The organism is Pseudomonas sp. Y3 TE3536 (genome assembly GCF_053629175.1).
Window position 1 is genome coordinate 1659831 of the sequence record NZ_JBRJHU010000001.1, and the last position, 13048, is coordinate 1672878.

Sequence of the window (13048 nt, forward strand, 5' to 3'; positions counted from 1 at the left end):
TTTACATGTTAAGACAAATGCTTCAACCTTTATCGTATTTAGCGATTAGGCATCCGCAAAAATGGAAGATTGACTGGTTGTTCCCCGTAGCCATCGCCATCGCATGCACATACTTTTCTAAAGGTTCGGATTGGAGTTTCGAGGTTTATCGAAACGGTGGCCCGGTAAGTTTAATGCTTGGATTTTTATCGTGCCTTCCTGGATTTTATATAGCAGCATTGGCTGCAATCGCAACATTCGGTCGAAACGATATCGATAACATCCTGCCTGAGCCGACTCCAACAGTCAGACTTAGTACACGTGGTGAAAACATACTGATTAAGCTAACTCGTCGGCGCTTTTTAGCGATGCTCTTCTCATTTTTGACTTGTGAAAGCATAGCCTTAGTTTTAATTTCAGTTTTTTTAATGACTAATGGCGCTTCATTTGGGTTGATGGATATCTCGAGTGAGTTGGTCGGAAAGGCTATCTCCGCCTTCATGGCGCTTACATATTACACACTGCTAATGCAGATGCTGGCCGCTACATTCTGGGGGTTGTACTACCTCGGATTCAAACTTCACGAACCAGACGCTTGACTTTATTAATACTTCTCGACCGAAACCAAACCACACGCAATGCAAATAAAAATTCAAACCGCCATCCACATAGCTGGAAATTTTTCGCGCCCTATTATAGAGCGCGCGCCTATCAAGTACTTTCTCTGTTAAACCACCAGCAAACCTAACCAGTTGAAAACTCAACTACTCACTATCACGATTAATAAATCATTTAGTTTTTCTCTCGCCTACCACCCCACAAGCAGTACACACATTGTACTCTTTGATAATTAAGCCTTGATGACACAAGTCACAGTTCGACAAAGGTCCTGATGCATCATTATATTTATTGCTCCAAAACTCATCTAGATAGAGGTCTAGCGCCCCGCCATCACATATTTCGTCATAACTATAACCGGACTTGCACTCAACACAGAAATACTCAGATTGATCAGCATCACCATTTGGGCATGTAGGCCTTATCAGTCCAGAACTACAAGCCGGACACTCAAAACTCAAAACTATGTTCTTTATTACTTCATGGTGAAATGTTAAAGAACTTATCAGCTTTTCGCTCAGTTTCGCCTCGTACTCATACACTTCATATGCATGAAGAAGTATCTGCCAAGACTCGTCCCCAAGCGCCTCTCTTGAGTCGATATCCAAATAATCCTTGAAGAATTTACTAATTATTATAAAACAGTCTGCCAATACGCGAACAACCTCCTCATCTCCGAGACTACTATAGTAGTGCTCTACTTCATTCCTATATTTATTGACTCGATCAAAAGCATTCCAATCAACAGCTATACCTAGTGATTTAAACCGGGATTTTATACCCGATACGTCAATCGTTTTATCACCTACGCCTTTCCATACCAGGACACCATCCTCTATAAAAGGTAATACATTTTGCTTAATCAGCACAGAATTTGAATTAGCACCACTAAGGACTTGAAGTTTATGCTTAAATAACAGCAATATACCTGCAAAAATATTTCGGGTACTGGAAACAAGCCTATCATCATCCCGGTAGTCTTCTAGACCGATTTGAATTGACCGTATTGCATTACTTAGCAGACTCATTGAATTCCCCCCAAAGCTTCAACTTGATTCTGACTTAGTATCACCACCCGCAACGGGAGTAAAGGCGAGCGTCATCCCAGCGCCTCTGCTTAGGTAACACTTGTTTTGACCACTTGTGAGCGCGCTTGATGGTAGTACTGGCCTGATGACATAGTGACGGATCTTGGGGCGCTAGTAAGGGATGAGCTGTGGAGTCGAAACGGATAGCATTGCTGATAGACTGCGACAACGTCAGCCACGCTGCCATAGGCGGTGTGCTTGATGAGCTTGCGAAATATGGAACGGTAAACATCCGACACGCTCACGGAAACTGGAGCTCACCACACCTTGCAGGATGGGTCGAGAAGGTCCATCCCTACGCTATCCGGCCCCTGCAGCAATTCGCTTTCACGAAGGGCAAAAACGCTACTGATTCCGCGATGATCATTGACGCGATGGACTTGCTATATAGCAAGAACGTCGATGCTTTCGCACTCATGACCAGCGACAGCGACTTCACACCGCTCGTGCTTCGCCTTCTTGAAAGCGGCCTCCCCGTTTACGGGTTTGGGGAAAAGAAGACTCCTAAGCCATTCGTTGACGCTTGCTCTCAGTTCATCTACACAGAGAACCTGATCAGCGATGATCCAGACAAAGCAGTCGAGGGCGAACCGCCAAAATCTACGAAGCGCACACGCAACGAGCTGCGTAGCGATACGATTCTCGTGCGTTTGCTGAGAACGGCAGCAGAGCAGACCGCTGACGATGCAGGATGGTCGCATCTCAGCCAGGTCGGTGAATTCATACGCAACAACAGTTCGTTCTCAGCGGTTAACTATGGGTACAGGGCGCTGGGGGACCTTATCCGGACCTCAGAGCTTTTCGAGATCGACATGCGCCACGGTGGCACTGCCATGTTCATAAAAAGACCCCGAAAACCAACTGCTGACATTCATTCCCAAGCCGATGCAAGTACATAGTAAAGCAGTGCGGTTCATGCCAAACCCTGAATATTTTCAGGCTTATTAAAAGTAGAGTTGTATTTAGATGCAGGAATAATGCAATGAAATTTATTGACGACATTTTAGAGGCAATTTCTGGGAGCACAAGAACCAAGATTGAAGATCCATTTATCGGCGCTTTCATCGGCTCCTGGCTAATCTGTAACTGGAATAATTTAGCGTTGCTGGTTTGGGGTGAGGGAACCGCCACCGATCGAATTGCTGCGATTAGCAAACATTATCATGAATTGAAGATATTCGAATTAAATTCGCTTGTCGCAATTCCTCTGCTTATGACGACCCTATTCATATTCGCCTTTCCTTGGGTGTCTTGGCTGTTAAAATCTGTATTGAAATATGCTAATGAGCTCTTGCACGAGCAAGCGGTAACGATAGAAATCAGTAAAGTTCAGCGACAGGAAGCTCTGAATAAGCGAAGGCTACTAGCAGATCCCGAAAAGAAATTTTTGGAAGAAAGCGTCAGTTTAGATATTCAGCGTAGGCGAGAGGTAATCGAACAACTTAAGCTCCGGACAGCTCGATTCAAGGAAAAGGCCGATGCAGCTGCATCCGCAGCCGCAGAAGCTAAAGCAGCATTAGAAGCTGCCGCCGCCGCTGCCGCAGAGGCGAGAAGTCGTGCGAATCAAGCTGATTTAGAAGAAGAGAAAAAGAAAATAAACGCGGAACTTGAAAGGCAGCGTTTTGGTTTGGCGAGTGCTCAGTTAAAAGCAGCTCAAGCATCAAATCGCTTTCCAGCTGCTTTCGGCTTAATGCAAACAATCGAAGAGAGTCTCAATGACGATGAAATCTATTTATCTTTAAATGGGCTTACTGCGATTGTAGCGATGATTTTTGGCTACAAGAGCTTTCAAGCTCTTGTAGATGACGAAAACTTCAACAACAAAACTTTGGCGCAAGTATCATACATTTACTACGATCGTGATGAGTTCGCATCAACTCTCGAAACCATTGTTAAAAACGAAGGTACGAGAAATGAGGAGCTAGATGCCGAAGTGTTATTCGATCACGTAATTTCGATGTTCGATAATTTTGACTTTAAGTTATTACCAAAGGATGAGATTGAGGAAGTTTGCAGGGAAGCCTGTGAAAATATGAGGTATAGCTTATTGGACAGCGATGAGCTGTCCGGCCCAATCGCTGACTCAGACACTCTTTATGACGAAGTTGAAATCGGTGACTTGGATGATATTACGCTCGAAAATGGGCTGAGCGTTACCTTCTCTGGATCGGCGAGCGGAACTCATAGAAGGGAATATGATGTTTCCGGGCGGGATATCGAGTTCAGTATCGAGATAAAAAGCGCATTGATCGTCGGCACAACAGGATTAGGCGAATTTGAGCGCGGCGAAGTATCAGCTGAGCTCGCTGACTATGATTACGAACCTGAAAATGAGACAGATGAGGGGTAAATAGTCGGGTTAACTCCGAATCGCCGGCGTATTGGAAATTCATTCTCCGGCGTCATCCACCTCTTGCTAACGGGTAATAGTAGATTCTGGGCAGACTGAGAACAAAATCAAACTTATTCAGAACTCAGCAGAGCGTCAGTCAAGGAGCCCAAAAATTTCCGGTTCGATTCCACAGAAATCCATAACTAGCTGATTTTTTTATAGATACCCTTTGAGGTACGTCAAAAAATCCACCAAATTCCAGCCCCGCCAAAATCGGGGCCTCACAGCCAAAAACCGTTCGTCTGGTGCCACACCATACGCCGTATCAAAAAAGGCTCACCGAAAGGTGGGCCTTTTTGTTTGTGCCATCATTGAAACGATAATTTGAAAGCCCCACCGCAAAACCCCACCCCACCTTGATCTCAATCAAAACCCAAACCACCAAACCGCATAGCGTGAAATCAGCCCCCACCTGCGAGGACTGAACACCATGCCCAAAAAATTCCCCACCCACCCCAGCCACCCCGAGCGCATCTGCTGGGGCTGCGACCTCTATTGCCCAGCCAAGGCACTAGCCTGTGGCAATGGGTCAGACCGGACCATGCATCCAGTGGAGTTGTTCGGCGAGGACTGGGACAGGTTTGAGGACCGGTTGGATAAGCCGATTGATGAGGTGCCGGGGGTGCAGTGCAGTTGATTGTGGGTGGGAAAGGGGCCGCTTTGCGGCCCATTCGCAGCACAAGGCTGCTCCTACAGGGGGGCGTCAGAATGACGTGCTGAGCGTCAGCGACAGATTGCGGGGGTCACCATAGATTGCCCCGGCATAGAAGCCGTAGCGGGTGTAGTAATGCTTGTCGAACAGGTTATTGGCATTGAGGCTGACGCTGGTCTCATCCGTCAGCTGGTACTTGGCCATGGCATTCCAGATCGCATACCCCGACCAGTTGACGTCGGTCGAGCCTGCGCTCACGCCATTGGTGGGCTGGCCTGCGGGGCTGGATACCGCGCGGATGTTGCTCTGCGCGGTAACCCCTGCGCCAAGCGTCAGGCGGTCCAATGGGCCGGAGAGGCGATAGGTGGTGGAGGCCTTGAACAGGTGTGACGGGTCGCTGCGGCCGTCGCTGTCGATGCGGCGGAAGTGCAGGTAGGTGTAGCCGGCGTAGACGTTCCAGCTGGGGGTCAGTGCGCCGGCGATTTCCAGGTCGATGCCGTCGGTTTCCTGGCCGGAACCGGCCTTGTAGGCGTCGTTGCCGGTGGGGGTGGTCAGGTCGCCGTCCAGCACCGCTTTGTTTTCCTGCTTGGTGCGGAAGTACGCGGCCGAGGCATTCAGGCGGCCATCGAACCACTCGCCTTTGATGCCGGTTTCGTAGCTTTGGCCGCGAATGGGTTCGACTTTGCTGCCGCTGCTGGTCTCGGCGGTTTGTGGGGTGAAGATGTCGGTGTAGCTGGCGTACAGCGAGTAGGTGTCGTTGAGGTCGTAAATAGCCCCCAGGTAGGGGGTGACGATGCCGTTTTCTTCCTGGCTGGTGCGCACGCCGGCGTTGCTGCGGGTGATGGCCGAGTAGTTGCTGGTACGCACGCCGACGATCACCGACAGTGGGTCGGTGATGCTCAGGCGAGTCGCTGCGTACATGCCTTGCAGGCGGGTGGTGGTTTTGCTGTGGCGGCCGGTGCGCGAGGCGAGCATGTCGTAATCGTCATCCACGCCATTGCGCCAGTCGGTCAGCGGGAAGCCGTTGTTGGCGCGGAACTGGCAACCCAGCGCTGCGGCGCTGACTTGGCTGTCGCTGACCATGTTGCAGGTGTATTCCGGCGACCAGGCCACGGTGCGGCTGTCGTTGTAGCCGACCATCGCTTGGTGGGTGCGGCCAAACAGCTGGAACGGGCCGGACAGGTCGATTTGCGCAGACTGCTGGGTGGTGTCGCTGGAGCTGTGCAGGCCGTTGAGCACGGCGCCGCTGCCGTCCTGGTCCCAGTAGCCGCCAAAGCTGCCGCGCCCGGCCGAGTTGACCTTGGCCAGGCCGCGGTGGTTGAGGGCCTCGGCGGTGCTTTGCGCGGCCTTGAGGTTCAGCGACCAGTCGTTGTCGAAGCGGTGTTCGAGGGAGCCGAAGGCGGTGCGGGTGGTGTATTCGCCAAAGCTCCAGCTCGGCACTACGTTGGTGCTGCGCGGTAGGTCGGTCTTGCTGCCGTCGCCGTACCAGATCGGGATGTTCGCGCCCCAGCCGCCGCCGACGACTTTGTTGTATTCGTACTGGTAGCCGGCGCCCAGGGTGGTGGCGTCGTCGAGGTCGAATTCGAAGTTGGCCAGCGCGGCGCGGGAGCGTTCGGACTGGTTGTCGCGGAACGAGTTGGCGTCCTGCTGGGTCATCACGAAGCGCGAACGCAGGCGGCCGTCTTCGGACAGCGGCAGGTTAAGGTCGGCGCCCAGGCGGCGTTTGTCCCAGCTGCCGTAGGTGGCGTAGGCGCTGCCGCCGAAGGTTTTGGTCGGGGCCTTGCGGATCAGGTTGACGGTGGCCGACGGGTCGCCGGTGCCGCCGAGCAGGCCGTTGGCGCCACGGACGATATCGATGCGCTCGTACAGGTCCATGTTCAGCGCATTACCCCCGCCGCTGAAATCGGAGCCGCCCTGGAACTGCAGGCCATCGACCTTCCAGTTGGTGATGGAATAACCGCGGGCGCGGTAGTCGGTACGGCCGCCCACTTCGGCCTTGCTTGCGGTCACGCCTGGCGTGGTTTCCAGCGCCTGCTCGATGGTGTGGATGGCGCGGTCGTCCATCTGCTGGCGGGTGATGGTGGTCACCGACTGCGGTGTTTGGCGCGGCGTCAGCTTGAGGCCGGTTGAACTGCGGCTGCTCTCGACCGTGTACCCTAGCTGGCCCGTTTCATCGGCAGGCACCAGCGCGCTGTCTTCGATCTGCGTGGCATCCAGCTCCAGGGGCTGGCTGTCAGCCGCCATCGCTCCACCGCTGATGGCCACGGCAATGAAGAAGGCCAGCGGGTTGAGGCGACTTCCGCCTCGGCTGATGGGAGAGAAGTCGTTCATGATGCTCCGAGGTTTCATTTGGGAAGGCTTCGTATTCGCAGATGATTTTTTGTTACGATTCTAGGGATCCGCCCTTGGGGCTCCAGGCCCGGCTTGTACGGGCTTGTAATCCAACGTAACGAGCGCCATCGGCCCTCATCGAACAGGTGTTTTTTGAAATGAGCACGACCCTGCTGGTTGTCGACGATGACGACGAGATCCGCGAACTTCTCTGCGATTACCTGACCGATGCCGGCTATACCGTGCTAGCGGCCGCTGACGGCGACGAGATGCGCCAGCAACTGGCGCTGCATAAAGTCGAGCTGGTGGTGCTGGACTTGATGCTGCCCGGCGAGGATGGCTTGAGCCTGTGCCGCCAGTTGCAATCGACGCCCGGGCTGGCGGTGATCATGTTGTCGGCCAAAGGCAGCACGCTGGACCGCATCATTGGCCTGGAAGTGGGCGCGGACGATTACCTGGCCAAACCCTTCGAGCCGCGCGAGCTGATTGCCCGGATAAAAGCGGTATTGCGGCGCCCGCAGCGCCTCGACACGCCGGTTGCAAAGCCTGCGGTGGAAGCGCAGCAGTTCGCCGGGTTTCGGCTCGACCACGTCAAACGCCTGCTCACCCGCCCTGACGGCGAAACGCTGACCCTGCCCCGCTCCGACCACCGCGTATTGCGCGAGCTGCTGGAGGCCAACAACCGCGTGGTGTCCCGCGATCAGCTGACCCGCAGTGCGTTCGGCCGTGACCACCTGCCTGACGACCGTTCGGTGGACATGTGCGTCAGCCGCCTGCGCCAACAATTGCGGCGCGCGCCGGGCGGCGCAGCGCAGATCCTTACCATCCGCAACGAAGGCTACTTGCTGAGCCTTGCGCGCAGCGAGGCTGATGCCTGACATGCGCTGGCTTCGCCGGCTGTGGCCGCGCACGCTGTTTGGCCAACTGCTGTTGATCATGGTCAGCGGCACCGTGGTGATCCAGTTAATGTCGAGCAGCATCTGGTTCGATGTGCGTTTCGCCCAGGTGCTTGAGGCCCCTGTTCGGCTGATCGCCGCCCGCAGCGCGCCGTTGATCGCCAGTGCCAATTGCCATGGCAGCCCGTTGCAGGCACCTGCCCACTATCAGCTGCGCTGTGCCGAAAACCTGCCCGCGGCGGAACACGACGAACGCAGAGGGCGCAAGCGTATCGAGCTGCTGCTGCAACAGGCCCTCAAGTACGAACTGGGCCACGCCCAGGAGGTGCGCCTACTGAAGGTGCACCTGACCGATGAACTGGGCCAGCCGATTGTCTGGCGCAGCCTGTTCGGTTTGCGCACGGCGCAGGCACATATCGCGTTTGCCGTGCCGCTGGCCGATGGGCATTGGCTGACCATCGATGGCCAGGAGCTGCAGGGCTGGAGCGGCGAGTCCGCCTGGGTGTTGATCAGCGATTACCTGCTGCGGGTGTATGCCCTGCGCATCGTCGCTGTGCTGCTGGTGTGCCTGGTGGCGGTGCGCTTGTGCCTGCGCCCGTTGCGGCGCCTGGCGGATGCCGCGCGCGGCCTGGGCAGCAACCTGGAACAGCCGCCCTTGGCGCTGGACGGGCCGGAAGAAGTGCGCCAGGCCGCCCAGGCCTTCAACGCGATGCAGCAGCGGTTGATTGCGATGGTCAACGACAAGGCCTACTTCCTGGCTGCCGTGTCCCACGACTTGCGCACCCCACTGACCCGCATGCGCCTGCGCCTGGAGCGCTTGCCGGACGACGAGCATCGCCAGCGCCTGCGGCAAAACATCACGCAGATGGACGACATGATTGGCCAAGTGCTCGATTACCTGCGGGCCGGGGAGCAGCAGAACCTGCAACAGGTGGACCTGGACCGGCTGGTGGCCCGGCAGTGTGCCGACTTGTCCACAGCCCGCGAGCCACTGCCGGTTCATGGCCAGGGTGGCAGTTTGCGGGTTGATGCGCTGCTGCTGCAGCGTTGCCTGCAGAATTTGCTGGTCAACGCCTTGCGCTATGGCAAGGAGGTTTCGGTCACGCTGGAGCGCGCGACCACGGGGGTTTATATCCATGTCGATGACCGAGGGCCGGGGATCGCGCCAGGCTTGCTGGCGACGGTTACCGACCCGTTCGTGCGGGGTGAAGGGTCGCGTAACCAGGCGTCTGGCGGGTATGGCTTGGGGTTGAGTATTGCCCAGCGGATCGCGGCCAGCCATGGCGGCGAGTTGCTGTTGTGCAACCGCGACGGCGGTGGGCTGCGGGCCAGCGTGCTGTTACCTCGATAACCTGTCACCGCGCCTTTGTAGGAGCGGCCTTGCGTCGCGAAAGGGCTGCGTAGCGGCCCCGGCAATTTTGCTAGTAACACAAAACCTGGGGCCGCTACGCGACCCTTTCGCGACGCAAGGCCGCTCCTACAAAGAGCTGAGCGCTCGGGATCAGGTAACAGTGTTTTACCGATTGCCCAGGTTTTCCGCAGCCCGCCATTGCCTATCCTAGGCGGGTCATCCTGCCTGCGATGGACCCATGAAACACTCACTGCCCAGCCGCTACGCCTGCCTTTTCATCTGCCTGTCGTTCACCTGTGCCAGCCTCCCATTACTGCCCCAACATGCCTGGCTCTGGCCATTCACACTGATCACCGCCCTGCTCAGCCTGGTCGGCCTCAATGACCTGCGCCAGAGCCACCACGCGGTGCGGCGTAACTACCCGATCCTGGGCAACATCCGCTACTTGATCGAAACCATCCGCCCAGAAATCCGCCAATACCTGATCGAAGGTGACGACGACAAGCTGCCGTTTTCACGGTCCCAGCGTTCCCTGGTGTATGCACGGGCGAAGAACGAGAGCGCCGAAAAAGCCTTCGGCACGCTCAACGATGCCTACAAACCCGGCTTCGAATTCATCAGCCATTCGATGCTGCCGGTGGCCACGCCCGACCCCGCCTCGTTCCGCATCGCCATTGGCGGGCCGCAGTGCCGGCAACCGTACTCGGCATCGATCTTCAACATCTCGGCCATGAGTTTCGGCGCCCTCAGCGCCAACGCCATCGCGGCGCTCAACCAGGGTGCACGGCTGGGGCGCTTTGCCCATGACACCGGTGAGGGCAGCATCAGCCCGTACCACCGCGAACATGGCGGCGACCTGATCTGGGAGATCGGCAGCGGTTACTTTGGCTGCCGCACCGAAGAAGGCCGTTTCGACCCACAACGCTTCGCCGAGCAAGCCCGCTCGCCGCAAGTGAAGATGATCGAGATCAAGCTCAGCCAAGGCGCCAAACCCGGCCACGGCGGCATCCTCCCGGGGCACAAAGTCAGCCCGGAAATCGCCGCCACCCGTGGCGTGCGTGAGGGCGAGGACTGTATTTCGCCGGCCGCCCATAGCGCATTCCGCACGCCGGTCGAACTGCTGCGGTTCGTTGCCAGCCTGCGCGAACTGTCGGGCGGCAAGCCGGTGGGTTTCAAGTTCTGCCTGGGCCATCCGTGGGAATTCATGGGCATTGCCAAAGCCATGCTGGCGACGGGAATCACCCCCGACTTTATCGTCGTCGACGGGAAGGAAGGCGGCACCGGTGCGGCGCCACGCGAGTTCAGTGACAACATGGGCGTGCCCATGCGCGAAGGCTTGATGTTCGTGCACAACACCTTGGTCGGCCTGAATTTGCGCTCGAGCATTCGCATTGGCGCGGCGGGCAAGATCGTCAGCGCCTTCGACATCGCCAGTGTGCTGGCCATTGGTGCCGACTGGGTGAATTCGGCGCGCGGCTTCATGTTCGCCATTGGCTGCATTCAGTCGCAGAGCTGCCATACCAACAAATGCCCGACCGGGGTCGCCACCCAGGACCCGCTCCGCCAGCGTGCGTTGGTGGTGCCGGACAAGGCTCAGCGGGTGGCGAGCTTCCACCGCAATACCCTGCATACATTGGCTGAGATGCTTGCGGCGGCGGGCCTGGAGCACCCGTCGGAGCTCAAGCCCAAACATTTGGCACGGCGTGTCAGCGCCAGCGAGATCGGCTTGTTTTCAGACCTGCATACGTTCCTCAAGCCTGGCGAATTGCTCAGTGGCTCGATTGAAAGCGAGTTTTATGCGCGGATGTGGCGGATGGCGCGCAGCGACAGTTTTGCGCCGGAGACTGGGGAGGAGGTGCTGGTAGCGAAGGCAACTGGCAGGCGCCGTGAGGAAAGCGTCCCAGCTTGATGAGCTGGGGCCGCTTTGCGGCCCTTCGCAGCGCAAGGCTGCTCCTACAACAGGGGCAGCGAGCGCGATGTCCATGTATTTGTAGGAGCAGCCTTGCGCTGCGAAAGGGCTGCAAAGCAGCCCCGACGCCATGCGATCAGAAGATGCTGATCGGGTACTCGACGAATACGCGGACTTCGTTACCGTCGTCGTTGTAGCCGTTCTGCTGTACGGCATTGTTGGTGCGTACGAACGAGCTGCGCAGCTTGACCGACAGGTCTTTGGCCGGGCCGTCTTGAACCACGTAACGGATCTGGTTGAAGATCTCGCGCTCTTTACCTTCACCGAAACCTTGCGGGTTGGCGACGTTGCGGGTGTTGATGTTGTCACCCACTACGTAGGCCAGCTTGTAGGTCAGGCCCGGTACGCCGTAGGCGCCGAAGTCCAGGCCGTAGCCCAGCTGCCAGGAGCGCTCGTCTTCAGCGTTGAAGTCAGACCAGTACGAGTTGGCCAGGTAGATGGTCGAACCACCGTCACCCACGCCGCCAGCGTTCTGGTAGAAGCCGTAGTTGTAACCGGTGCTGCCGGTGCTGCGCTGGTGAGCGATGGTGAACGAGTGCGCACCGTAGGCGTAGGTCGCCGCCAGGCTCCAGATGGTGTTGGAGTCACCATTGAGCTCGGCCGCTTTGACGAACTTGTTGTTGATGTCCGACTTGTAGCCGTTGAAGTCCAGGGTCAGGGACTGGTCGCTGGCGATCGGGAAGACATAGTTCATGCCCAGGTAGTGCTTCTGCATCACGTCTTCGTTGTCTGCGGTGTACACCGAAGCGGTGAAGTTGTCGGTGAACTTGTAGCTACCACCGAAGACGTTGATCGACTTCAGGCCACCACCGTCACGACGCTCGGCACTTTTGCGCGCTTCTTGGGTGAAGCGGCCGGCGTTCAGTTCCAGGCCCTGGATTTCTTTGGAAGTGATCAGGGTACCGGTGAAGCTTTCTGGCAGCAGACGGGCGTCGTCGTACTGCAGCACAGGCAGTGCTGGCATCTGGTCACCGTACTTGAGCACGGTGTTGGAGATGCGGAATTTCACGGCTGCGCCGCCACGGGCCAGGTTATGTGGCGAGCTGGCGTTGCCGTCGGCGTTCTTGGTGTCGTGCGGTTTGAAGAAGTCGACGCCGCCACCACCGTTGTGGCCTTTGCCGCCGTCCAGACGCAGGGCGTACAGGCCGAATGCGTCGACGCCGACACCGACGGTGCCCTGGGTGAAACCGGAGGAGAAGTTGGCGATGACGCCTTGGCCCCATTCGATCTGGTCATCGGTACCGTGCTTCTTGTCACGGTTGATGTAGGCGTTGCGCAGCAGAACGTTGGCGTGGCTGTCTTCGATGAAGCCCTTGCTGTCGGCCTGCTCATTGGCCTGGGCCTGGGTCGCGGCGATCATTGCCAGTGCGACCAGGCTGATCCTGGTTTTCAACATGTTGTTTTCCTTATTTCTTAATCAAAAACGCTTCGCAATATGACGCCAGGAACCAACGCCCCTTCGTAGGTTCGACGCTATGCGGATCCAGACTGAAAGGCTTGCCGGCAATCGCACGGTGGCCTTTTACAGCAGCATGGCCATGTCATGGCCAGCAGGCGTTGGCCGAATCCTAGCGGTGTGCGATTACAAATGTCAAAAAATCGTGAAATGCAGGTTGATATAACCAAAATCACCCAAGCCGCTGGTGCATTTCCATGCCTGTTGGCGCTATCAGTGGGCATTTTTTCTTCTGTCAGAAATGTCGCTTTGACCAACCCGGCAGCTTTCATGGGCGCGGAGCATACAACAGCGGCGGTTACAAAGTGATACATAT

10 protein-coding genes are annotated in these 13048 nt (G+C 56.6%); 7 read left to right on the top strand and 3 right to left on the bottom strand.

The genetic code is table 11. From position 1 onward, the window contains the following. Positions 1-5: 5 nt before the first annotated feature. Positions 6-578 (top strand): hypothetical protein, encoded by a 573-nt coding sequence (locus AB7M33_RS07565; protein ID WP_454242651.1) that lies wholly within the window; start codon positions 6-8, stop codon positions 576-578. 189 nt (positions 579-767) lie between these two features. On the opposite strand, the gene AB7M33_RS07570 is transcribed toward AB7M33_RS07565, so the two are convergent. Further along, positions 768-1625 carry a hypothetical protein gene (locus AB7M33_RS07570; RefSeq protein WP_454242652.1) on the bottom strand — a complete coding sequence of 286 codons (858 nt, stop codon included), beginning with the start codon at positions 1623-1625 and terminating at the stop codon, positions 768-770. Positions 1626-1813: 188 nt separating this feature from the next. On the opposite strand from AB7M33_RS07570, the gene AB7M33_RS07575 reads away from it, so the two are divergent. The 3 genes from AB7M33_RS07575 (at position 1814) to AB7M33_RS07585 (ending at position 4714) form a co-directional block, all read left to right on the top strand. Continuing rightward, positions 1814-2584, top strand: coding sequence for an NYN domain-containing protein (locus AB7M33_RS07575; protein ID WP_454242653.1), 771 nt, complete (start codon positions 1814-1816; stop codon positions 2582-2584). Between the two features lie 83 nt (positions 2585-2667). Next, positions 2668-4035, top strand: a complete 1368-nt coding sequence (locus AB7M33_RS07580) for a hypothetical protein (RefSeq protein ID WP_454242654.1) — start codon at positions 2668-2670, stop codon at positions 4033-4035. Positions 4036-4507: 472 nt separating this feature from the next. Continuing rightward, a complete protein-coding gene (locus AB7M33_RS07585) occupies positions 4508-4714 on the top strand; it encodes a DUF3079 domain-containing protein (protein WP_275748642.1) in 207 nt (68 codons plus the stop codon). Positions 4715-4780: 66 nt separating this feature from the next. On the opposite strand, the gene AB7M33_RS07590 is transcribed toward AB7M33_RS07585, so the two are convergent. Beyond that, entirely contained in the window at positions 4781-7078 is a 2298-nt protein-coding gene (locus AB7M33_RS07590; protein WP_027595216.1) for a TonB-dependent siderophore receptor, read from the bottom strand. A gap of 140 nt (positions 7079-7218) precedes the next feature. On the opposite strand from AB7M33_RS07590, the gene AB7M33_RS07595 reads away from it, so the two are divergent. The 3 genes from AB7M33_RS07595 to AB7M33_RS07605 all read left to right on the top strand — a co-directional run bounded on the left by AB7M33_RS07595 (position 7219) and on the right by AB7M33_RS07605 (position 11216). After that, positions 7219-7938, top strand: a complete 720-nt coding sequence (locus AB7M33_RS07595; RefSeq protein ID WP_274887265.1) for a response regulator — start codon at positions 7219-7221, stop codon at positions 7936-7938. Between the two features lies 1 nt (position 7939). Beyond that, positions 7940-9307, top strand: coding sequence for an ATP-binding protein (locus tag AB7M33_RS07600; RefSeq protein WP_454242655.1), 1368 nt, complete (start codon positions 7940-7942; stop codon positions 9305-9307). A gap of 238 nt (positions 9308-9545) precedes the next feature. Continuing rightward, positions 9546-11216 carry an FMN-binding glutamate synthase family protein gene (locus AB7M33_RS07605; RefSeq protein WP_454242656.1) on the top strand — a complete coding sequence of 557 codons (1671 nt, stop codon included), beginning with the start codon at positions 9546-9548 and terminating at the stop codon, positions 11214-11216. A 136-nt stretch (positions 11217-11352) separates the two neighbouring features. Here AB7M33_RS07605 and AB7M33_RS07610 read toward each other — a convergent pair whose 3' ends face one another. Beyond that, positions 11353-12672: an OprD family porin gene (locus AB7M33_RS07610; RefSeq protein WP_454242657.1), complete on the bottom strand. Its 1320-nt coding sequence runs from the start codon at positions 12670-12672 to the stop codon at positions 11353-11355. Between the last annotated feature and the right edge of the window lie 376 nt (positions 12673-13048).

Coding starts and splice junctions, on each gene's coding strand:
- AB7M33_RS07565 (WP_454242651.1), top strand. CDS start 6: ATGTTAAGACAAATGCTTCAACCTTTATCGTATTTAGCGATTAGGCAT.
- AB7M33_RS07570 (WP_454242652.1), bottom strand. CDS start 1,625: ATGAGTCTGCTAAGTAATGCAATACGGTCAATTCAAATCGGTCTAGAA.
- AB7M33_RS07580 (WP_454242654.1), top strand. CDS start 2,668: ATGAAATTTATTGACGACATTTTAGAGGCAATTTCTGGGAGCACAAGA.
- AB7M33_RS07585 (WP_275748642.1), top strand. CDS start 4,508: ATGCCCAAAAAATTCCCCACCCACCCCAGCCACCCCGAGCGCATCTGC.
- AB7M33_RS07590 (WP_027595216.1), bottom strand. CDS start 7,078: ATGAAACCTCGGAGCATCATGAACGACTTCTCTCCCATCAGCCGAGGC.
- AB7M33_RS07595 (WP_274887265.1), top strand. CDS start 7,219: ATGAGCACGACCCTGCTGGTTGTCGACGATGACGACGAGATCCGCGAA.
- AB7M33_RS07600 (WP_454242655.1), top strand. CDS start 7,940: ATGCGCTGGCTTCGCCGGCTGTGGCCGCGCACGCTGTTTGGCCAACTG.
- AB7M33_RS07605 (WP_454242656.1), top strand. CDS start 9,546: ATGAAACACTCACTGCCCAGCCGCTACGCCTGCCTTTTCATCTGCCTG.
- AB7M33_RS07610 (WP_454242657.1), bottom strand. CDS start 12,672: ATGTTGAAAACCAGGATCAGCCTGGTCGCACTGGCAATGATCGCCGCG.